This window comes from Coleofasciculaceae cyanobacterium (genome assembly GCA_036703275.1).
In the GTDB taxonomy this organism is placed as follows: domain Bacteria; phylum Cyanobacteriota; class Cyanobacteriia; order Cyanobacteriales; family Xenococcaceae; genus Waterburya.
Genome location: DATNPK010000070.1, coordinates 104667 through 127234 on the forward strand (window position 1 = coordinate 104667; position 22568 = coordinate 127234).

Consider the following 22568-nt stretch of genomic DNA (forward strand, 5'->3'; position numbering starts at 1 on the left):
AAGAATTAAGATAACGCTTTAAAATCAAAACAATTAATTTATGAAAATCGCAATTACAGGTGCAACAGGTTTAGTCGGCAGTCGTTTAGTTGCCCAACTAAATCAAAGACATCAAATATTAGTTTTTACTCGTAATCCTACTAAGGCTCAAAAAGTTTTTCCTGCTTCTGCTTTCTCCAAGTTAGAAATAGTTCAATATACGCCTCAGGAGTCGGGAGACTGGCAACAGCGCGTTTCGGGCTGTGATGCGGTGATTAATTTGGCTGGTGAACCGATCGCCGAACGCTGGAGTCCTCAGCAAAAGGAGGCTATTATGGCAAGTCGCCAGATTGGAACTAGGAAATTAGTCGAAGCGATCGCTATGGCAGAATCTAAGCCCAAGGTGTTAGTAAGTGGATCGGCGATCGGCTACTATGGCAGTAGTGAAACCGCAGCCTTTGATGAAACCAGCAATTCGGGTAACGATTTTCTGGCGCAAGTATGTCAAAACTGGGAGCAAGAGGCGCAAAAGGTAACGGAGTTGGGCGTGCGTTTAGTAATTCTCCGCATTGGTATCGTGCTGGCTAACGGTGGTGCATTGGGTAAGATGATTGGACCATTCAAAATGTTTGCCGGCGGCCCTATTGGTAGCGGTAAGCAATGGTTTTCTTGGATTCACCGCGATGATTTAGTCAATTTAATCTGCCAGGCTGTTGAACAAGAAGAGATGTCTGGAGTCTATAACGCTACTGCCCCAAATCCTGTCCGTATGGGTAAGCTGTGTCAGACTTTAGGAGAAGTAATGAACCGTCCTTCCTGGCTACCCGTTCCCGATTTCGTTTTAGAAATCCTTCTGGGAGATGGGGCGATCGTTGTTTTAGAAGGACAGCAGGTATTACCCAAGCAGACTCAGGCTACAGGATTTGATTATAAGTATCCTGAGCTAAAACCAGCATTGGCGGCAATAGTCAAACAATAATACAACGGACAATTATGGTCAGGGCGAATGCCTTTTCGAGCGAGACAGTTTGCCCTTACCGGTTAAACGGGTTTGCTAAACACTAAAAAATGTTGTTCTGGTAAAAAATCTTTGGTTTCTTGCCATTTTAACCCGACTGCCTTTAGCTCTTTTTTGACCTGCTTTTGGGTCATCTTATGCAGGGGCTTAATCATAATCATCGGGTTTTCCTGGCGATATTCCAGCAAGACTACTCTTCCCCCTGGCTTCAAGGCTTGGACTATTTCTGCCATCATTTCCCTGGGATAAGCAAACTCATGATAGGCATCCACCATCAAAGCGAGATCGATACTTTCTGCGGGTAGGTTAGGCTTGTCTTCTTCTCCTAAAACAGTTTCGACATTGGAAATGTGTCGCTCTTCTTTGAGCAAAGCGATCGCATTTAACATTTCTGGCTGGATATCTACCGCATACACCTTGCCTTTGGGAACTTGCTGTGCCATCCGAAAGCTAAAATAACCTGTTCCTGCGCCAATGTCTGCAACCAGATCATCGGGTTTAAGGTCTAATTTCTGCACCGTCAAATCTGGATTTTCTTCAGTGGCTCTACTCTCTCTTTCTAACCACATCATTGCCTGGTGTCCCATTACCTGAGCGATTTCTCGTTTCATATAGTATTTACCAATACCGTCGGGGTTATGGATTGCCTTTTGGCGGTAATAATCAGGATAACTATCTTTAGCCAGGGCAACAGGAGTATAGGTAAAGTTGGTTAATAAAAAGGCGATCGCTGTTATGACTAGAGCCAGACTGACTAAATATTTTTGGCTAATTTTCATCTTTATTTTCAAACTTATTTTAAAAGCGGACGGCTTTTATGGGTAAGATTGCTTATGATTAAGGCATAGTTATAAAACTTTAATAATATACATGATTGCTAACTCCTTTGAGTTCAAAGGCTGGAAGAAATTAATCCAAGCTAAAATTTTATTTGGTAATGAACCAACCCCAGAATTACTTGCCATCCTTACAGTTTATTTTGTTCAGGGGATACTAGGATTAGCGCGTTTGGCGGTCAGCTTTTTTTTAAAAGACGATTTAGGTTTAACACCTGCCGAAGTTGCCGCTTTAACTGGTATTACGGCTCTACCTTGGATTATTAAACCATTATTTGGTTTTGTGTCCGATGGGTTGCCTATCTTTGGCTATCGTCGCCGACCATATTTGATTTTGGCAGGACTATTAGGAAGCGCATCCTGGGTGGCTTTAGCCACTTTGGTAGACAATGCTCTAACAGCAACCCTAGTTATTCTTTTGACCTCTCTTTCCGTGGCGATTAGTGATGTAATTGTCGATTCTTTAATTGTCGAAAGAGCTAGGGAAGAATCATTGTCACAATCTGGTTCATTACAATCTTTATCTTGGGGTGCTTCGGCTTTAGGAGGATTGCTAACAGCTTACTTTAGTGGTCTATTGTTACAGCACCTGAGCAGCGATCGAGTATTTGAGATTACCGCAGCTTTTCCCCTAATTATTTCAGCGGTAGCCTGGATAATTGCGGAAGAAAAGGTCGACAAAGACAATCTTGAAGGCAAATCTCCTGTAAAAGGACAAATGAAACAATTGTGGAGTGCGCTCAAGCAAAAACAAGTATGGTTGCCGATCGCCTTTTTATTCGTTTGGCAAGCAACACCTACGGCTGATTCTGCGTTCTTTTTCTTTAGTACCAATGAACTGGGATTTGAACCAGAGTTTTTGGGTAGAGTCAGGCTAGTTACCAGTTTGGCTTCACTAATCGGAATTTTTTTATTCCAGCGTTATTTAAAAACCGTTCCTTTTCGGAAAATTCTCGGCTGGAGTACGGTAATTGCCGCAGTTTTGGGTATGACAACCTTGCTGTTAGTTACCCATACTAACCGTGCATTAGGTATAGACGATCGCTGGTTTAGTTTGGGAGATAGTTTAATCTTGAGCGTTGTCGGACAAATTACCTGGATGCCTGTGTTGGTACTATCAGCGCGACTTTGCCCCAAAGGTGTTGAAGCAACTTTATTTGCGCTATTAATGTCGATTTGGAATTTATCTGGCTTGTTGTCTCATGAATTTGGTGCGCTATTAACTTCATGGCTGGGAGTTACAGAAAATAATTTTGACCAACTTTGGTTATTAGTTACGATTACCAATTTATCGACTCTGCTTCCTCTGCCCTTTTTAGGTTGGTTGCCTTCAGCAGATCCCCAAGAAAGTTTCTCCAGCAAAGATTTTGCTCCTGGCGAAGCTCCAGTCCATAATTCAGGAGGTTTGAGCCAAGCAAATATTACTCCCAATCTAGTTCCAGAATTTGCGATTAACAATTCGGCAAATAATAGTCAGGACTAAAAAGCAACGGACTGCTGTAAATCTCAATAAATTAAGCTTGGAGCGCAGGCAGTTAGCGATTAGTCGAGCCAAGTAGAAAATGATCTAGCGAATCTCGCTCTAGTAGCTTAGAAATTAAATATCCTTGTCCGCGATCGCATCCCATATCTCGCACAGATTCAACTGGTAGTTGTTTCAATGCCTGTAGCTGTTACTAACGTTTTCATTTGATGGGCAATAGTAATGATTTGCTTGAGTAACAAGACAGCAGGATTTTTTTGACCAATATGAGCCATTAAAGAACGATTCAAAGTTATCGTCGCTCAGATACAAATTCAATCAATGCCCAAAAGCGATCGCAATCCAGAATTGAGCGATTGCTGTGCCTTAACTAAAGGCTGTTGCTGCTGGAAAAATACACGGGCGCAATTACGACCTGGCATTCCTGAAATCGACCCTCCTGGATGAGTCCCTGCTCCTGTAAGATAAAGATTTTTAATCGGGGTAGTATAGTTAGCTATTTCGGGCAGAGGGCGCAAAAAGATCATCTGATCCAAGGTCATGTCCAAATGATAGTAGTTACCCTTGTATGAGCCTAATCTTGCTCCTAATTCGGCGGGACTTTCTACCCGACGGGCAATGATCGCATCTTTAATATTGGGTGCATATTCTGCCAGCTTGTTAATTACGTTATCAGCAGTCTGATTTTTTAGCTCATCTGTCCAGCCAGTACCATATAATCCCGTCCCTGCTTTGTCTGCGATCTGATACGGGGCAAAAAATTCAATCCAGAGGGTGTGCTTGCCTTCTGGGGCAAGGGTAGGATCTAGTACGCTGGGGATATCGAGATACATTGACGGGTTGGCATCGGGAATTTGACCCATAGTGGCTAAAGAGTGTGCCTGTTCTACATGAGCTACAGAGTCAGCAATTAATATTGTGCCGATTAAATGTTCGTTTAAATGTTCGTTTTCTGCTTCGTAAGCAGTAAAACGCGGTAGTTCAGATAAGGCGCAGTCAATTTTGAGAATGGTTTCGTTATTATTGGTAATCCGACGGTCAACTTTATCTCTCAGGTTAGGAGCGATCGCCTCAGGAGCAACTAACTGTAAAAACAATCTGCGCACATCAATATTGGAAATTACGGCTCGCTTGGCGCGGTATTCTTGTCCCCCAACTATTTTGACCCCAACAGCGCGATTATCTTCGACAATTACCTCTTTGACCATTTGCTCGGTTAAAATTTTGCCACCCTTTGCCGTGACTAATTTAACTAACGCCTGGATCAACGCACCTGTTCCTCCTTTGGGTCGAGCCATACCTGGGTGGTGGCGCATGGCTAACATCATCAATCCTGCGGTAATCCCTTTTTGGGAAGGAGCTGCGCCAATTTCAGCAGCCAATCGGGCAAGGGGAGCTTTGACTAATTCCGTATCAAAGTATTCATTGAGTAAGTCTTCTGGGGCAGTAATCATCGTGCGGATAAAGTTTAATGCCTTATCCTTAGAACCAGCGAGCGCCAAAAGATCGGCTAGATTTTTTCCTTTATATCCCTTGGCAATACCTAAAATAGACTGAGGCGGAGCATTAAAAAACGGTGCGATCGCACTCATTAATTTTGACCAGTAGGTAATAAACTCAACATATTTATCGGCATCTCGTTCACTATAGCGAGCGATCGCCGCTCTTGTCTTGGCTAATGATTGATGAGCCAGAAAATACTTGCCGTCTGGATGGGGACAAAATGTATGCGGATCACAGGTAAGGTATTCTAAACCGTACTTTTGTAGCTGTAACTCGGCAATAATTGGTCCGAGAAAAATAAACTCGTGGTCAATGGCGCAGAGATTGAACTTAAAACCAGGAGCTTCTTCTGGGATGGCTTCTTCGGTAGTTGCCGCACCACCAGGAACAGGTCGCTTTTCTAACAATAAAACGCTATAACCAGCATTCAATAGATATGCAGCACAGACCAGTCCATTGTGACCAGCACCAATAACGATCGCATCATACGCTTCCATTAAATTTATGCTTCCCTGTTGTGAAATTAAGCGGAATTATTCTAAGTTGAGAATAGCAAAATAAGCCACGTTAAGTTCAAAAATTTCGTTCAAAAATAATATTTCCTCACTCTATAACAATTTAAAGCATTGACGAATATTAATCATCATTTGATGAGTATTGAGCAAAAAATGCGACTTCAACAATACTTTATGTCTTGAGATAGATGCACTATCGCCTAGTTCAATGGTTAACTAATTATTAAATTTTACTCTTGTTTTATTACCTTAGATTTAAAGTAATTAAGAAAAATTTTGATTGATAAATTATAGTGCATTATCTTCAAGAGCAATTTGTCGTTACATGACAATTCCTTTGCTATCATATTGTATACTCATAATTTTAATAATTATTTTCTATATGAATTCTGTAGTTCAAATAATTGAACCTGAGGGTATTTTAGACGGCACTAAAACAGCTGATTTTCAGCATCAGATCGAGCAAAGCGTAGAAAAAGGAGTACATACGATTTTGGTCGATTTCTGCAACGTCACATTTATGGATAGCTCGGGGTTAGGAGCGTTAGTCAAAGCTCTTAAAACGCTTAAGGTCGCCGACGTGCAACTGTTTTTGTGTTCGTTAAACGAGCAAGTAAAGATGCTGTTTGAATTAACTAGTATGGATGATTATTTTCTTATTTTGAGCGATCGCCAAGAATTTACTCAGCAACTTAAACAGCAATCAGTCTTGTCAAGCACGAGCGAGACAATTAGCAATCAGTAATCACTAATTTAATACAGGTTGGCTAATATCTTGTTCTAGCTGCTGTCATATGGCTATTTCTGTTCCTTAGTCATAGTTGTCAATTTCTACTCTACTAGAGCGTTCCTGAGTCGAAAAAACCTCGGCAACGTCCCTCAATTTAAAATTATCGAACGCAATCCCATCTCACGATCCATTTGGTCGAGTTTTTGCTCGCCTAGATTGCGAACGCTTAAAACAGTGTTAATGTTTCTGTAGTTGGATTAAATTAATTAGTGATTTATTACCAGTCAAACACATCCCGTTCTTATGATAGAATTTTAAGCCATTGTGATAACCATAATCATTCTTTTAATCTTTGATTTACAAAATTAACAAAAAGATCAAACGCGATGTCTCTATCGATAGTTTTATCTGTTAGCGCGTATTTTATGACTATATAACTATAGAGGTCGATTAAAAACATCAAAGAGAATGATTGCCCTACTGCGTCATTTTTTGGTCATTTTTAATCTTCATAATTGAGCCAAGTATAAAATTCGTTTAATATTTTTAAATTAGAGCTTGCCATTGTCAAGAGTAATTTAATTTAAGCGAGTAATACTATTTTGTTTAACTTCAAAGTTTTGAAAGCAAAATGTGATTAAAATTACTTATTTAAATTTTTCAGTTTTTCGAGGGAATTATGCAAAAAAACGCTCGCCGATTTATCGTTTTTATGACAGGAATTACGCTAATAATCTTATTCTTTTCTGGTGGTCAGTCAATACAACCAGCTCAATCTTCAGAGCTTATAGCAACACCGACCGCTATTTCATCTTTGCCCGTAGCTTCGCCTGATTCGGAACTGAATGCTTATCCAGCCGAATTACCACCTTTACCTTATGCCTATAACGCACTAGAACAAGCCATTGATGCTCAAACGATGGAATTGCATCACGATAAACACCATGCTAGCTATGTTAAAAAACTTAACGAAGCATTAGAGCAGACTCCTGACTTACAAAACCAAAGTGTAGAAGCCTTGCTGCGCGACCTAGATAGCGTACCAGAAGATATTCGGACAAAGGTACAGAACAACGGTGGTGGACATCTCAACCACACAGTTTTCTGGCAAATTATGAGTCCTGACGGGGGTGGAGAACCAACGGGAGAAATTGCCCAAGAAATTAACGAAACTTTTGGCGGTTTTCCAGAGTTTCAAGAACAATTTAAGCAAGCGGGTGGCGATCGCTTTGGTAGTGGTTGGGTTTGGTTAGTACGCAACCCTCAAGGTCAACTGCAAATCACCAGCACTGCGAATCAAGACAATCCAATCACCGAAGGTCTTTATCCGATTATGGGCAATGACGTTTGGGAACACGCTTATTACCTTAGATACCAAAATCGCCGTACAGATTATTTGAGTAGTTGGTGGGATGTGGTCAATTGGGATGAGGTAAATCGAAGAGCGCAAGCTTCATTACAGATGCAAACTAATCGCTCACTGTAATTTTCTCATCACATTCTAATCACATTTATTGTTGCTGCTAAAACAAATAGTGGCAACATCGATAATGATTTCGCCACGTTTGCATTGCTCAAACCATTGATTAGCTGCGACAGTTAAATAAACTACATCCACATGGCGGATCTTTTGATATCATCTCTTCCAACTCCAGGAAGAGATGCGATCGCTCAATATTAAACAACTTGACCTAAATTAATCGCCAATGCCTTTAATTAAAACTTGTACTTTTTCTAGCTAAAATAGTTGCCAAACAGTTGCCGAAAATGAGGCAAGATAATTAAATTTAATACCGTAATTTAATTTAGTCGCTTAAGTATAAATATAACCGAAGACAGAATTATTTAAAGTTGATAACAGTTATCCTCACTAAAACCAAGCTCACTAATAAATCAACTGCCAGCCATAAAAGTGTCGTATAAAAGAGCCAAAATAATTGTTATCGGTGCTGGTTTCGCCGGGTTGAGAGCGATTCAAAAGTTGGCTAAAGTAAATGCTGACATTATATTAATCGACCGAAACAACTATCATACTTTTATCCCCCTACTTTACCAGGTAGCAACTGGCTTTGTTGCTCCAGAAACAGTTACTTATCCAATTAGAAAATCTCTGCGTTCGATAGCTAATGCTCGCTTTATCAAAGGAGAAGTGCAAAAAATAGATTTTGCGGCCAAAGTTGTTCAAACTGAGGCGATGAATTTAACCTATGACTATCTTGTCTTGGCAACGGGTAGCAAGACTCAATTTTTAGGCGTGGATGGCGCAGAGCAGTATGCTTTACCCATGAGAGCATTAGCAGATGCAGTTAATATACACGATCGCCTGATTAATAATTTTGAACGGGCGACGATTTGTCAGGATCGAGCCAGAAGAATTCAACTATTAACTATTGCTATTATTGGTGGCGGGGCGACAGGGGTAGAATTGGCAGGTTCAATTCAAGAATTAGTCAAAGCTACCTTAGCCAAAGATTACCCTAAAATTAATCCTCAAGAAGTAAGAGTAATTTTAATTCATTCGGGAGCAACGCTACTCCAAGATTATCCAGAACATTTAGGCAACTATACCTCTAGACAACTGCGTCGTCGGGGAGTCAGAGTGCATTTGCGATCGCGAGTAAATGAAGTCTTACCAGGAGCAATTAAACTCAATAATGGTGAGCTTTTAGAAACAGCAGCAATTATTTGGACAGCAGGAGTAGAAGCAGATCATCCTGAAGCAGAAGCTGAATTACCCACCGCTAGCAAAGCTAAAATTAGCGTCGAATCTACACTACAGTTACCCAACTATCCACAGGTGTATGCAGTAGGAGATGTTGCCCTGGTTAAACAAGATGGTGAACCTCTATTGGGCATTGCTCCAGAGGCATTACAGCAGGGAACAACAGTCGCTCAAAATCTGACAAGACAGTTACGAGGATTGCCACCTAAACCTTTTAACTATTTTAATAAAGGAAAAGCCGCAATCATTGCCCGTAACAGCGGTGTTGCTTATCTGTTTGGCAAAATTCCTCTACAAGGCTTTGCTGCTTGGTTGCTGTGGTTGGCAATACATCTTTATTATTTGCCAGGTATTGCCAATCGCTCGGTTATTCTGGGCAGTTGGTTACGTGACTATCTAACCAGAGAACGAGATATGCGACAGCTATTTAATCATCGGTAAACTGTTTGTTTTATAGGGCAAGACAATCCTTTCCTCGTGCTTTTAATCATTACTTATATTTAAATTTAACTACAAACCAAACCATGAAATATCTCCCTTTAGCTGCCCGTGTTTGTCTATGTCTAATTTTTCTCAAAGCAGGAATTAGTCATATTTTGGGCTACAGCGGTACGGTAGAAATGATGGCAGGTATGGGCTTACCCATTCCCTATGTCTTGCTGATCTTTACTATTGCCTTTCAAATTTTAGGTGGTCTTTCTTTATTGTTAGGATACAAGGTAAAAATTGGCTCAATACTGTTAATTTTATTTTTAATTCCTGCTACTTTAGCGTTTCATAATCCTCTAGGCGATCCTAGTCAAATTAATGATTTTTTGAAAAACATTGGTCTGATTGGGGGTTTATTAATGGTGATCTACGCAGGGGCAGGAGCTTTGAGTATTGACGATACCACTACAAGAAACCGTAGAGTTAGTGAAGAAAAGTCTAACTTTACGGCTTGAACGATTAGGGTACGGTAATTACTATATTACTTGACTACTAGCAAATCTATATCGAACGATAGATGTAGATATCATTCTGATTGGGGAAGCGCAAATAAAGCAATGCTCATTAAACTTATAGTTAACTAAGCTAACAAATATAAATATCAAACTACTGATATGTTGACTACTAAGAAAACTACAATGAGTCTGGGTGCGATCGCCTTAGGAATTATAGCTGCTAGTCTTTTTATTCTGCCTCTTAATGCTCAAACTGATACTTCAGAAGAGATTTTTTTGGAAGACATTAAGGTAGGAGAAGATATGAATTGGAGTTTTTCCAGTGAAGACGAAACAAATTCTGTTCAAAACAGATTCAACGATTTGGGAGAATATAGCATCTCCGACTCTACTGATGATGCAAATGTTCAGTTGCTCGAAGAAAACAGACGCTGGGGTAATAGAGGAGATGCAACCAATTATTTGCTCGAAGCTGAAATCTACAATTATTAAGGTTTATGCCTGAAGAGAGAAGCCAATTGGGAACAAAATGCGGCATCATAAAATGCTGTTTATTTTTATCTTGCTTTTTGGGCTTAAAATATCAATTTTAAATTGTTTCTCACTTAAAAACTAATTATTATGATTCCTTCTTGGCTGGCAATTGGGATTGTTACCCTGGTTATTCCCTTGATCTGTAACCGCTTTATTTCTAGCGAAGATTTTCGCTGGTTTAAACGATTGCGTCGTCCCAATTGGTTAACCTTTGAATGGGCAATACCCATAATTTGGACAGTTATTTTTATCTGCGGTGCTTGGTCAGCTTACAATGTTTGGTCGGCTAATCCTGATACAACCTCAACCTGGTTATTAATGGGTTTTTATGTAGTCGTAGAAACGGCAATATCCTTGTACACCGTGGTGATGTGTAAAACTCGCAGCCTTAAGGTTGGAACAGTTATTGGCGGAACTGGCTTTTTTTTGGGAGCAATTTTGGCGGTGATAGTTATATCAATATCTAACACGGCTTTTTGGCTATTAGTTCCCTATTTGCTTTGGAGTCCGATTGGAACTTTAGTTACATGGCAAATGATGAAGCTAAATCCGCTAGATGCTTGATTTTCTAATTTTAGTTAAGATCGAGCATTTTTATCTGTAACCGCCATGACAATTTTATTAACTTACAATCCTCGATATTTTAGGAGTTGATTATCTCCGAAAATGTAGGCTATCAAATATTAGAATTAGTTGATAGCCAAATAAAGACTTCTCCTGAAAGTAAGATTCAATCAATTAAAGTCACGCCCCGACAGGGTTATCTAGAAGTAAGAATAGAACTGACTGCATCAATTGAGTCTATTTCCCAAGCGAAAATTGACCGTGATAAGAATTTGATTGCCCAAGAAATTGGTAAGCCGATAGATCTGAGAGTTGAAGTAACTCCGATACGAGTTTTGCAGTCTTTTAGGGACTAGCTGATAGTCATCCAGATTTAAAAATATGCTAGAAATTTAGCCCAATATTCTATACCAAGAAAATTTGCTGAATTATGATGAAGATAAGTCAGGAATTAAGTAATTACTATCAAAGATTGAATTAGATGAAATTCGTTTCAGATCCGCCTATACTGGTCAAAATAGACCAAATGAAGCGCCGAGTGCGTTGGCAAGAATCAGCAATCAAAGAAAGGGCGATCGCTCAAACTAAACTAGTAATTGATGGTGAGGATACAGATAACCCTGATTTTTCTTTTTTGGTAATCGGTGATAGTGGCTGTGGATCGCATCTTAAACAGCATCCGCAGCGAAAGATTGCCGAAATGATGTTACAACAAGAGTCATCTCGCTTCGTAATCCATACTGGGGATGTCGTCTATAATGTAGGCTCTAAGGAATATTATCAAAAAAATTTTATTGAGCCTTATCGAGAATTTTTAGTTGGGGGAGAAAAACCCAAGCAGCTTGAATACAGTCGCCTGATTTTTAAATCTCCTTTTTTTCCTGTTCCTGGCAATCATGACTACTACGATTTACCTTTGATATATGGCGTGTTGGCACAGGCTACCTGGTTGCCGCGGCGATTGTTGCGAGGCAGAATCAATTTGGATGTAGGTTGGCACGGTTCAGATCGAGGTGATGCTTATGCTAGGGCATTTTTGGATTATTTGATTGAGCTGAAAAATCAATCAAATTTGAACCGACATTTAGACCATAACTATACCGCAGAACATACAGGCGATCGCTGTTTACATTATCGACCAGGAAAATTTACTCGTTTGCCCAATCGTTACTATACTTTCCGCTATGGTGGCATCGATTTTTTTGCCTTGGATTCTAATACCTTCAACCAACCCGTAATCATACCTGATACCGCAGAAGGAGAAAGCAGAAGAGCTAAATTATTGACCCGTAAAATTAAACTTGAAGAACAAGAACAGCGAATTCAGACTGCGCTCGATCGGCTTAATCCGAATAATTCTGACGATGCAGAGAAAATAGATGACTATGAGGCCAGATTAGAGCATATTGCTGAAAGTCAGCGAGATATTGAAAAGCAATTAAACCAAGAACAACATACCACAGACTGGCAACAATTAAATTGGTTTAAAGATAGCCTGATCGCATCTTGGCAAGACGAGACAGTTAGAGGCAGAATTGTATTTTTTCACCATCCTCCTTACGTCACCGAAGCTACTAAGTGGAATCAGGGACAGACTTTGGCGGTTCGCGATCGCCTGCGTCGAGTATTTGATGATGCAGCTCAAGAAATCGGTGCGTTACCTCAAGGACGCTCAATCGTAGATCTCGTTTTATCTGGTCACGCACACTGCTTAGAACATCTTCATACGAAAAATACAGGATTTGCAGACTCGCACATTGACTGGATTGTCTGTGGTGGCAGTGGTCACAGTTTGCGTCGTCAACGCCAAGAAGGAACAGTTTTATTTCAAGATGATGAACTCGATTCTGAACCTATCGGTGAGTCTTATTTGTATGTTGGTCGTCAAGGTAAAGGCAAAAACCGTAAATTACCCTATTCTTTTTTACGCATAGATGTCAAGGCTGGCAATAAGCCTAATTTCACTATCAATCCCTATGTAGCCGCATGGCATAAAAAAGAATGGCAGGAATATACGCTCGACCCTTTTACTATTTAAAGTGTTAACGTCTCTAGATTAATTCTCTTATTCTACAGAAGCGATCGCTTTCTTACTTGATAAAAGTCCTCACAACAATTCTATTAATCTAAACATCGAGCTGACTGAATCTGTTACAATAAGCCAACTTCATAAATGTGACAAACTAATGAAGTATCTTAGATATCTTAAGCATAGCAGTACAAGTATCTCGAATGTCTAGGCATAGCAGCAATTAGGGTGGTAAGCGTCCTGACTCTGAGCGGCAAGTAAAAAGTAATTAACTACGAGCAACTACCAGAGTGACTATTAAAGTGCTACCAACACTTTTGAGCGGACAATTCCACCTAACTGAACACGCCAGTATGGAGGCAAAATACTGTGACAAATTATCATGATAGAGAACGATTGTGGTCCTTGATTATTGATGCTATCGATCATCTAGAACAAGTGGCACGAACCAGGGAATTGACGAATATTTTTTGGGATATCAATGTTAAAAGTAGTAAGACGGAACAAGATTGGCAAAGAGTTGAAATTTTACTTGAATCCTATGAAACAGCTAGAGATGAATCTTTAGAGGCTGCTTTAGCAAATTTAAGAGAGTTGGTACAAATGCTCAGTAGTACATAGAATTAATCTAATTAATCTAACCAAGAGCAGCGATTATTGATTAACTAAGTTCAATCTATATTTTAAAAATTACCTTGGCTATCATAGATTAACCATGATCGATAAGACAATTTAACTGCTTTCTCAATCTTAAATAAGGGCAATTCGCCCTTACAACAACTAGATTGGTGAATTAATTATTACTTTGTCACCAATCTCGATTACCTTTCCAGCCTCAGTGGGAGACAACCTGGTATTCACAGCTAATCGAAAAAAGTGATTAAAACGCGATCGCTCTGTCCATTCGGGCAGAGTTTTTTTTCTTTGCTCGATAAAGGTTTTTTGGAACTTAGGATAAGCATTTCCTGTTTGCGGATCGCGAGTGACAACAATACAGCGTTGACAGGGATTAACTCCCATAAATTCTACGTCACCAACTTTAAATTTGACCGTTTGTTTTGAAGTGGTGAACAATCGATCTTCCCAGAAAGCAGGTACACCATCAATCTCAATATTGGCACGAAAACGCCGACGAATATCTGCCGTGTTTAACTCTGGATACCAATTGGCGATCGCCGATAAAGTTGCAGTACTGACGATAGTTGCTCCAGGCGAAACCGTATCATCAGGAAACCCCAGATTTAGATTCTGTCTCATTTCAACAGCAAAACCAAAGTATTCGCTCAGCCAATTAGACAATGCTTCTCGATCTTCGATTAAATTAAATTTCGCTAGTTTATCTTGTCCCTGTATCTGTAGGAAAAGGGTTTCAGCTTCTAAATCAAATTGCGATCGCAAAGCGTGGATCTTTTGATTGCGCTTGCCATTAACAAAATTGCCGTCTTGAGCGAAAATTGCCCAAGTGCGATCGCCCTTTATTGCGCCTGATTCTAAAATAGTTACGCGATCGCAGCCGACTCCATCTAAAGATTTAATTGGATAAATCAATATTTGACAAACGCGAGGCATAATTTCACTGGTCATATCAATGGAATTAATAATTTTTAATCAGTTAACTATAAAGTTATCAACCACAGACAAACTCAAGTTGACAAAATACGTAGAGCCAATTCGCTTCATGTTATCTTCACATAATCTTTACTCTATATTTATCCAAATTTGCCATTATTAAGTCAATATATAATTTGTGCTTTAAAAAAGCTTGAACTAAAAGATCTGTAGTAATTATACGGAAGACAAAAAAATCTCGCTCAATATAATTAATAAAAAAGGATGTTACCAGCCAGATAACATCCTCAAGACTATAATATAATCGTAAACTTAAAAATTGCCAGCCGCCAAGCTTGGCTATTAGTTTAAACTATACTCCTATTAGTGCATTATTAGCCAAATAATGCACGTTTTTACTTATAAAAATATATTTCCGTTATAATAATAGCAATTTTTTAGCCTAAATTAGGCGGTATTGAGTGTAAATTTAGGCATTTGCGACAAACTGTAAAGATAAAAAATTTTAAATCTATACAGCATAATATATTGAGCCAATATTGGTTAATATTAAGTTTGTTTTAGCTAAAACAAACTTAAATTTTTCGATTAACGTCAGTTAATTAACATTCACCACAGAAAACTAAGTTTAGCGATTAGGCTTGCGCCTAGCTTTCGGATTGCTCTGTCCATTCGGGTAGAGTTTTTTTCTTGGCTTGACCAAGATTTTGAAAACTTAGGCTCGCTTATTCTCTAGTCAATACTTGATCTGGACGAAAAGTACCATCGGTAAATCCAGTTAGAAGAAATCCAGCATCATGAGCAGCTTGAATATAGATAGAATATGGATGAGAAGCCAGAACATCAGGAAAAGCAGAATCAATAAGTTTCCGACAGGCGAATCGGATTTTCGTGTATGTCGATAAAAAATTTTGAAAATTAAATGCAGTTTGCCAAACGGTTACAAAATCTAGATCACAATGTATTTGCCGACATGGATCGAGCCAAAACTCAGGCGAAAAAATTAGGTCAAGAAATTATCGACCTATCTTTGGGTTCATCAGATCTACCTGTAGCTAAGCCAACCATCAAGACAATAGAAATTGCTTTACAAGATCCTAACACCCACGGTTATTTACTTCATGCTGGAACCAAAGATTTTCGTGTTGCCGTAGCCAACTGGTATACCAGTAGATTTGGCATTCCCGTAGATCCTGAAACTGAAGTGTTACAGCTAATTGGTTCTCAAGAAGGTACGGCTCATTTACCTCTGGCAATACTTAACCCTGGCGAGACAGCTTTACTATTAGATCCTGGTTATCCTTCTCATGCAGGAGGGGTTTATCTCGCAGGAGGAGCAATTTATCCCATGCCTCTGTTAGCCCAAAATAATTTCTTGCCCGTATTTGAAGATATTCCTGCTGCTGTTTTAGCTAAGTCTAAAATGATGGTGCTAAGCTATCCTCATAACCCCACCACAGCGATCGCGCCTTTAACTTTCTTTGAGCAGGCGGTAAACTTTTGCCAGCAGCACAATCTAGTTCTGGTTCATGATTTTCCTTATATAGATCTAGTGTTTAATGACAATGCAGACACTAACCGTAATCTGGCTTCTTCAATTCTTCAAGCCGATCCTCAAAAAAAACTCAGCATTGAATTTTTCACTCTATCTAAATCTTATAATATGGGTGGTTTTCGCATCGGTTATGCCATCGGCAATAGCTCTTTAATCCAAGCTTTAAGACAAATCAAAGCCGTAGTCGATTTTAATCAATATCGGGGCATTTTAGATGGTGCGATCGCAGCTTTGTCTGGTTCACAAGAATCGGTTATCGAAACCGTTAATACTTTTAGGCATCGCCGAGATGTTTTTGTTCAAGCTCTTAATAAAATTGGGTGGCAAGTACCTTCACCCCCAGCCACAATGTATATTTGGGCAAAACTTCCCGAACCCTGGCAAAATAGCTCGGTTGATTTTTGTACAAAACTAGTAGCTCAAACTGGCGTCGCTGCTTCTCCTGGTGCAGGATTTGGCAAATCTGGAGAAGGATATGTTCGCTTTGCCTTAGTCAAAGATCCCCAAACCCTAAGCCAAGCAGCCTGCAAAATTCAACGATTTTTAGTTAATAATTAGTAATTACTGATGACTACAATTACCATTCTTCATCATCATCTTCTTCATCTACATATAGGCTAGAAAAACTTGCCTCTGACTGTTCCAACCTTTCAGACGCTTCGAGAGATTCTTCGGCAATGTTGTCTAACTGAACTACCTCTCCTTCAAAACTTTGGGTCAAATTATCTATAGCTTGTTGTAAGTCATTATCGGCGTAATCTTGGCTGACCGATTCACCAGTTGCTTGAGAAACGGTAAGGTTGTTTTCAGGTAGGATTGTCGACGTTATGACGGAAGTGCTTTGCCCAATAACTCTAACTTTGGCTATGTTGCTATTGGGCTCAAGAATGTTGTTTTTGGTAGAAGAGTTGACTGGATCTAGATTTGAGCCAAATTTTGGCGCGACTCGATCTTGGGTTGGCAGGCTATTTGATTTAAACTGAGATTCGACTGCTTTGGATTCAGATGTTGTAAGTTTGTTGGTTGGCGGCGAAGTAGGACTTATATTTGGTGTAGGTTTTGGCATCTCAGCAGCAAAATTCCTGGTAGATGCCATATTTTTGGTTAAAGTATCTTTGAGATTAGCGACTTCCAACTGAACTTTAATTTTGCGTTGACATACTTTAGCAAATGCAGCTTCAATGTTAGGAACTTTCCCTTGATTAAGTTTTTGTAGCTTGGCAGAACTAATACCAACGATCGCGCTCGATCCATCAAAGCTAACCAAGTGACACTGCTGCTTTAACAATGCTTGAGTTGTCGGGGGTTGCAAACAGCTAACAACCTTACTCCATATCTCTTGATTAGCAACAGGATCTTGCTGTGAGTTAGGCGGAATCTCAGCCAATGACTCAGAAGCTGGAACAGATGTGACTGGCGTAGTATTTCCTAAAGCAGCTTTGATATTTGTGGCGTTATTTTGCTCAGCATTTTGCTCGGCACTATGTCGCTCATGTCCTTCGACTAACGCTGCAGACTCAAGTAGCCGCTGAGGTGCAAAGGGTGTTTCGGCGACAATTAGCTCAGGTGTAGCAACGTTTACTGAAACATTATGCTGCTGGTTGATTTTTTGAGTTGACTCAGCATTCGCGGTTGATTTAAGGTTGTTAGGAGTAGCTACTGGATTTACTACCTTTACAGGTTGGTTAGCAATCCCCGTATTTACCTCAGGCAATAATCCTAATAAAGTTACTTCCAACCAAAGACGAGGTTGAGTAGTATGCTTTAGTTGAGTTTCTGCATCTCTTAGCTGTTGTTGTCCGCGCAAAATTGAAGCAGTGTCCCAGTTAGCTGCTTCGATACACAATTGTTGCCAGCAGGTTTCGGTAACAGCGGTTAAATCGAGACGCTGAGGGGCGGTTTTAGCAATCAGTAAATTAAGATAGAAACTAGCCAAATTCTGCAACACAACTAGAGGCTCTCTGCCTCGATCGAGAAGACTACGGCACTGTTGTAAAACTGCTAGAGAATCATTGTCATTTATTGCTTGAAGTAGCTTGAATAAATCTTGCTCTGGTACTGCACCTACCAAATCCCATACCCTAGATACAGAAATTGTTTCAGGCAATAAGCTCAACTGATCCAATAAACTTTCGGCATCTCGCAAACCACCGTTAGCAATTTGAGCAATTAGAGTTAAAGCATCATCGGCGATCGCAATCTTCTCCGCATCGGCAATAAGTCGCAAATGAGCAGTCATATCGGCTAGGGGAATACGTCGATAGTCAAACCGCTGACAACGAGAAATAATTGTCGAAAGGACTCGCTGAGGATCTGTCGTTGCTAAAATAAAGACAACTTGTGGTGGTGGTTCTTCTAAAGTCTTAAGTAAAGCATTAAACGCTGCCGTACTAAGCATATGGCACTCGTCGATCGTATAGATCTTGTAGCGACATTGAACTGGGGCAAACCGCGATCGCTCGATTATTTCTCGAATATTGTCTACCCCCGTGTTGCTAGCAGCATCAATTTCCATCACGTCTAATGCGGAACTTTTAGCGATCGCTAAGCAGACCTCACATCGACCACAGGGATGAGGAGTAGGCTTACTGCTGGACAAACAATTGAGAGATTTTGCTAAAATTCTGGCACTCGAGGTTTTTCCCGTTCCTCTTGGCCCAGTAAATAAATAAGCAGGAGCGATTTTTGCTTGTTTTAGGGCATTGCTGAGGGTCAAGGCGATTGTTTCTTGACCAACTAAATCGCCAAAAGTTTGTGGTCGATATTTATGATGAAGAGGTTCGTAAGCCATAGTTGAGGTGGATTTTTCTATTTTCCACTAGTGAGTAGAAAAATATCCCTGTACAATTGAGCAGTATTTAGTGAAATAAGTTTAACTTCACTTGTAAAATCAGTATATTTGATCTAAGTAAATGAGTCACACGATTGGACAAGTCAAGCAGGATAACCAACAGTCAAACTCCAACTCATCTCACGCAAATCAAGACCTACCAAAGTCTGAAGACAGTAAATTGAAATCTATTACTTGCTTATCAGATGCCGATTATGAATTTTTATTCAACCAGCTATTAGAAGGAATTGCTCATGGTTGGCACGATCGGCGAATTGCTAGGTTTTTCAAACAGCTAGGCGCTCGCGGTAAACAGGCAGATTGGGTTGCATGGTTAAACCGATTCCAAGCCAGGGTATCAAGTCTACCAGTTCAGTCTAAGCATCAGCTAGGAACAATAATGATTCGTTTAGGAGAACTAACTCAATCTAGTACTGAAGAAATTAATCAAATCGGCGCAGCATCATATCGTATGGGGAGAGAATTGTTATTTGGCAACACTCAAGCAATGATTTGGGAATACGTTGGACCAGATGTTGTTTCCCAGCCTTCTAAATTAAAGCTAGAAACAGAACCAGAATTATCAATTAAATTACCAAATGAGCTTGCAGCTTTTGATTCTCCTACGGTTGAAGAGACAGAACCTAATAAGTTGTTTTCTGAGCCATTAGCCCAACTAAGTGAAACTAATACTACCAATATTAATAGTATAGAAGAGGTTGCACTCGATTCGACTCTTCTTGAAAATTTAAATAATCCGGCAAAATACCAAGCCGAGCCAGAAGCAGCAGAGCTATTGTTAATAGATAATACACCAGCAAACCTCAATGTATTATCTTCGGTCAAACATCCTGATTTTAAAGATAATGATCCCGTAGCAATTGATATGCAGCAGGTGATGCAACTAATCCAAGAAGATGAAGAGCTAGCGCAGCAAATATCCCAAAAACTCAATCTCTCTGTGGTTAATCCAAAACAGAGTAGAGAAGTTGTGCCTAATAAACTTGATGAGTCTAGTTTAGAGCTGGTTGAAAGCTGGTTCGATCTGGGCTTAAAACAAGTTAGTGCAGGAGAATTTAAAAAAGCGATCGCTTCATGGGAAAAAGCCTTAAAGATCGATCCTAACTTATCAGAAGCATGGCACAATCGGGGTAGTGCTTTGGGCCGTCTAGGGAATTACGAAGCGGCAATAGATTCGTTCGAGAATGCTTTGACTATTGACCCCGATAACTATCAAGCTTGGAATGACCGCGCTCATGCTCTGTACCAGCTCCAAAATTGGTCAGAAGCAGTTAATAGCTGGAGTAATGCCCTTAAAATTATGCCAGGAAATCATTTGTTTTGGTACAACCGAGGTTGCGCCTTAGAACAGCTAGAGAGATGGCAAGACGCGATCGCTAGCTATGAAAAAGCTTTAGAAATTAAGCCTGATTTTCAGCTAGGACGTTCAAGATATATTAACCTAGTAGCAGATAATTCTCGTTCAAATTAGCTAAAATGACGGTAATCAAGATATCGGGTAAACTTTATTATTCTGAAGATGTAATTACATCTTCAGAATTTAGCTATTAATTTATTTAAATCTAGGTATCTATGACTGAATCATCGAACAGCACAATGGAAGAAACCAGAATATCGAGCGAAGAAAGAGTAACTCAATTAAGAAATTTAATTGATACTTTGAGAATCGCTGAAGAGATAGCTGGTAAAGGTTATTTGATTAGCAGTTCCGAACTCGCAGATCTTATGGATATCAACGCCAGTGCTGTCACTAGCAGGGGCGATCATTGGTCTTGGCGCAACTGGGTTGTATCAAGAGTAAGACGAGAAGGCAATCAAATTTTATGGCAATTAGAAAGGGTTGATTAACTAAAAAATCATGACTTCATCTGTACCTAATAATGAACAGCTTATAGTTCGTCCTCTTCAATATCGTGACGTGGATGCAATTAATGCTTTGGTGAGTGAATGTGTTGCCAAAGAGACTTCCAAGCGTCTGATAACTATCGATAGAGAACTAGAACAAGTTGGTTCTTGGTATGGACTAAAAAGATTTCTTAGTCTTTTGCCTCGTTCCTACTATCACGGTTGGCGAGTTTACGTTGCTCAACACCTCGATGCAGTTTTAGGTCTAATTCAGGTTGCTTCTCTCAACAGTACCCGTAGCACTTGGAGAGTTGAAAGGGTGTTGCTCAACAGCAATTCTCCTCAGTTAGAATTACTCAAAACTCAGAAAGAAATTGGTTCACAGCTGCTGCGTCACTGCTTACAGAATATTTGGGAAGCACGAACTTGGATGCTGGAGGTAAACGTCAATGAAAAAAATCATTTAGCTCTTTATCGAGAAAATGGTTTTCAGCCTTTGGCACAGATGACTTATTGGCAGATATCTTCAGAACTAATTGCTCAATTAGCACAACAAGATCCCGATTTGCCCAACTTTTTACCCATCAGTAACGTTGACGCACCACTTTTATACCAACTAGACTGCGTATCTATGCCTCCTCTACTGCGCCAAGTTTTTGATCGTCACGTAGAGGATTTTAAAAGCAGCATTGTGCAAAATGCGGTGAGCCAAATCAGACTCTGGCTTAATGGTACAGATATAGTTAGCGGCTATGTTCTTGAACCCCAACGCAAGGCAGCAATTGGCTATTTTAGACTTGAATCTTCTAAAGATGGTTGTCGTCCTCATCGAGCGCAGTTAACAGTAAATCCTGCTTACACTTGGCTTTATCCGAAGCTAACTGCTAAAATGGCGCAGATCGTTCAGGAGTCGATAGATCGAAAACGCGGTTTGTCTAATGACAACCAACTATATTCTCAGCCTTTGGAGATAGTTTCGGCTGATTATCAACCAGAAAGGGAAGAGTACTTCAATAAAATTGGAGCTACCTCCGTAGAGCATACTCTTTTAATGTCTCGCTCTGTATGGCACAAAATAAAAGAAGCTAAGCCACTAGAAGGATTACAGTTGTCAGACGTTCTTCAGGGGCTCAAACCCGCTCGCGCACCTATTCCTTCTCGTATATCTTGGTTAAAATCTCTTTCTAGTTCTTATCAAAATATCGTCAGGCAAAAAAATATTTTTCGTTCTAAATCTAGCCAGTTTGTGAGTGCAGAAAAAAGTAATGCTGGAGAATCTTTTAAACCTCCTAACGGTGGTTTAGTTTAGCATTAATGATCGCCCAAGAAAAATCAAGCTTATATTTTTAAGTGTTGACATTCCATTTAAAGCTAAATGTTGCTTGGCTGCTCAATATGATATTTTCGATAAATAGTTAATATTTTTGGGCATGAAAAAAGTTTCAGCTTTGGGATTAGATGTCGGAAAAAAGCGGATGGGAGTGGCTGGGTGCGATGGCACTGGTTTAATTGCTACTGGTTTAACTACAATTTACCGAACTTCATGGGCTGAAGATATTGAGCAGTTAAAAGATCTGATCGCAGAAAGAGAAATAAAGATTTTAATCATTGGTCTGCCCTATAACTTAGATGGTACTGTAGGATTTCAGGCAAAGCAGGTACAGAAATTTGCTAATAAAATCTCCAGTAGTTTACAACTGCCGATCGAATACGTAGATGAGCGTTTAACCTCTGTTGAAGCAGAAGCACAACTCAAAGCTAAAAAAAACTTTTCCACCCGCAATAAAGGCGCAGTTGACCGCCTTGCGGCAGCCATAATTTTGCAGCAGTGGCTTGATATGCGACGGGTTAAGAGAATGAAAGAGGAAGAATAAAGAATGAGGAGAATATA

At 39.8% G+C, this 22568-nt stretch carries 22 protein-coding genes; 16 read left to right on the forward strand and 6 right to left on the reverse strand.

The genetic code is table 11. The features are described from left to right. Positions 1 to 40 precede the first annotated feature (40 nt). Positions 41 to 958, forward strand: a complete 918-nt coding sequence (locus V6C71_13020; protein HEY9769393.1) for a TIGR01777 family oxidoreductase — start codon at positions 41 to 43, stop codon at positions 956 to 958. A gap of 62 nt (positions 959 to 1020) precedes the next feature. On the opposite strand, the gene V6C71_13025 is transcribed toward V6C71_13020, so the two are convergent. Continuing rightward, complete coding sequence (locus tag V6C71_13025; GenBank protein ID HEY9769394.1) at positions 1021 to 1776, reverse strand: class I SAM-dependent methyltransferase; 756 nt, start codon at positions 1774 to 1776, stop codon at positions 1021 to 1023. A gap of 91 nt (positions 1777 to 1867) precedes the next feature. Between V6C71_13025 and V6C71_13030 the strand changes: the two genes are divergently transcribed. Continuing rightward, a complete protein-coding gene (locus V6C71_13030) occupies positions 1868 to 3316 on the forward strand; it encodes a folate/biopterin family MFS transporter (protein HEY9769395.1) in 1449 nt (482 codons plus the stop codon). 52 nt (positions 3317 to 3368) lie between these two features. On the opposite strand, the gene V6C71_13035 is transcribed toward V6C71_13030, so the two are convergent. From V6C71_13035 to V6C71_13045, 3 genes are read right to left on the reverse strand one after another with little or no spacing between them, the layout of a single operon-like run. Next, positions 3369 to 3494, reverse strand: a complete 126-nt coding sequence (locus tag V6C71_13035) for a hypothetical protein (GenBank protein HEY9769396.1) — start codon at positions 3492 to 3494, stop codon at positions 3369 to 3371. Then, positions 3475 to 3606, reverse strand: coding sequence for a hypothetical protein (locus V6C71_13040; GenBank protein HEY9769397.1), 132 nt, complete (start codon positions 3604 to 3606; stop codon positions 3475 to 3477). The genes V6C71_13035 and V6C71_13040 overlap by 20 nt, the downstream gene beginning before the upstream one ends. A 24-nt stretch (positions 3607 to 3630) precedes the next feature. Next, positions 3631 to 5316, reverse strand: coding sequence for an NAD(P)/FAD-dependent oxidoreductase (locus tag V6C71_13045; protein HEY9769398.1), 1686 nt, complete (start codon positions 5314 to 5316; stop codon positions 3631 to 3633). Between the two features lie 400 nt (positions 5317 to 5716). Between V6C71_13045 and V6C71_13050 the strand changes: the two genes are divergently transcribed. From V6C71_13050 to V6C71_13090, 9 genes are all read left to right on the forward strand, one after another. Beyond that, positions 5717 to 6079, forward strand: coding sequence for an STAS domain-containing protein (locus V6C71_13050; GenBank protein HEY9769399.1), 363 nt, complete (start codon positions 5717 to 5719; stop codon positions 6077 to 6079). 826 nt (positions 6080 to 6905) lie between these two features. Continuing rightward, positions 6906 to 7550, forward strand: coding sequence for a superoxide dismutase (locus V6C71_13055; GenBank protein HEY9769400.1), 645 nt, complete (start codon positions 6906 to 6908; stop codon positions 7548 to 7550). A 426-nt stretch (positions 7551 to 7976) separates the two neighbouring features. Then, positions 7977 to 9227 (forward strand): NAD(P)/FAD-dependent oxidoreductase, encoded by a 1251-nt coding sequence (locus tag V6C71_13060; GenBank protein HEY9769401.1) that lies wholly within the window; start codon positions 7977 to 7979, stop codon positions 9225 to 9227. An 83-nt stretch (positions 9228 to 9310) separates the two neighbouring features. Next, positions 9311 to 9730: a DoxX family protein gene (locus V6C71_13065; GenBank protein HEY9769402.1), complete on the forward strand. Its 420-nt coding sequence runs from the start codon at positions 9311 to 9313 to the stop codon at positions 9728 to 9730. Between the two features lie 159 nt (positions 9731 to 9889). Further along, the gene (locus tag V6C71_13070) at positions 9890 to 10222 is read left to right on the forward strand and encodes a hypothetical protein (GenBank protein ID HEY9769403.1); all 333 of its coding nucleotides are present in this window, start codon (positions 9890 to 9892) and stop codon (positions 10220 to 10222) included. Positions 10223 to 10351: 129 nt separating this feature from the next. Beyond that, complete coding sequence (locus tag V6C71_13075; protein ID HEY9769404.1) at positions 10352 to 10828, forward strand: TspO/MBR family protein; 477 nt, start codon at positions 10352 to 10354, stop codon at positions 10826 to 10828. A gap of 86 nt (positions 10829 to 10914) precedes the next feature. Beyond that, positions 10915 to 11184, forward strand: coding sequence for a hypothetical protein (locus V6C71_13080; GenBank protein ID HEY9769405.1), 270 nt, complete (start codon positions 10915 to 10917; stop codon positions 11182 to 11184). A gap of 125 nt (positions 11185 to 11309) precedes the next feature. Beyond that, positions 11310 to 12866, forward strand: a complete 1557-nt coding sequence (locus V6C71_13085) for a metallophosphoesterase (protein ID HEY9769406.1) — start codon at positions 11310 to 11312, stop codon at positions 12864 to 12866. Positions 12867 to 13226: 360 nt separating this feature from the next. Next, positions 13227 to 13478 carry a hypothetical protein gene (locus V6C71_13090; protein ID HEY9769407.1) on the forward strand — a complete coding sequence of 84 codons (252 nt, stop codon included), beginning with the start codon at positions 13227 to 13229 and terminating at the stop codon, positions 13476 to 13478. 159 nt (positions 13479 to 13637) lie between these two features. Here the strand turns inward: V6C71_13090 and V6C71_13095 are convergent, their stop codons facing one another. Further along, positions 13638 to 14441: an MOSC N-terminal beta barrel domain-containing protein gene (locus V6C71_13095; protein HEY9769408.1), complete on the reverse strand. Its 804-nt coding sequence runs from the start codon at positions 14439 to 14441 to the stop codon at positions 13638 to 13640. A 907-nt stretch (positions 14442 to 15348) separates the two neighbouring features. Between V6C71_13095 and V6C71_13100 the strand changes: the two genes are divergently transcribed. After that, a complete protein-coding gene (locus V6C71_13100; GenBank protein ID HEY9769409.1) occupies positions 15349 to 16539 on the forward strand; it encodes an LL-diaminopimelate aminotransferase in 1191 nt (396 codons plus the stop codon). A 19-nt stretch (positions 16540 to 16558) separates the two neighbouring features. On the opposite strand, the gene V6C71_13105 is transcribed toward V6C71_13100, so the two are convergent. Beyond that, the gene (locus V6C71_13105; GenBank protein ID HEY9769410.1) at positions 16559 to 18772 is read right to left on the reverse strand and encodes a DNA polymerase III subunit gamma/tau; all 2214 of its coding nucleotides are present in this window, start codon (positions 18770 to 18772) and stop codon (positions 16559 to 16561) included. Between the two features lie 121 nt (positions 18773 to 18893). Here V6C71_13105 and V6C71_13110 point away from each other — a divergent pair, with 121 nt between their 5' ends. The 4 genes from V6C71_13110 to ruvX all read left to right on the forward strand — a co-directional run bounded on the left by V6C71_13110 (position 18894) and on the right by ruvX (position 22551). Beyond that, complete coding sequence (locus V6C71_13110; GenBank protein ID HEY9769411.1) at positions 18894 to 20303, forward strand: tetratricopeptide repeat protein; 1410 nt, start codon at positions 18894 to 18896, stop codon at positions 20301 to 20303. Between the two features lie 101 nt (positions 20304 to 20404). Further along, positions 20405 to 20680: a hypothetical protein gene (locus V6C71_13115; protein ID HEY9769412.1), complete on the forward strand. Its 276-nt coding sequence runs from the start codon at positions 20405 to 20407 to the stop codon at positions 20678 to 20680. Positions 20681 to 20690: 10 nt separating this feature from the next. Next, entirely contained in the window at positions 20691 to 21986 is a 1296-nt protein-coding gene (locus V6C71_13120) for a GNAT family N-acetyltransferase (protein ID HEY9769413.1), read from the forward strand. Between the two features lie 121 nt (positions 21987 to 22107). Further along, complete coding sequence (gene ruvX, locus V6C71_13125; GenBank protein HEY9769414.1) at positions 22108 to 22551, forward strand: Holliday junction resolvase RuvX; 444 nt, start codon at positions 22108 to 22110, stop codon at positions 22549 to 22551. The last annotated feature ends 17 nt before the right edge of the window (positions 22552 to 22568 follow it).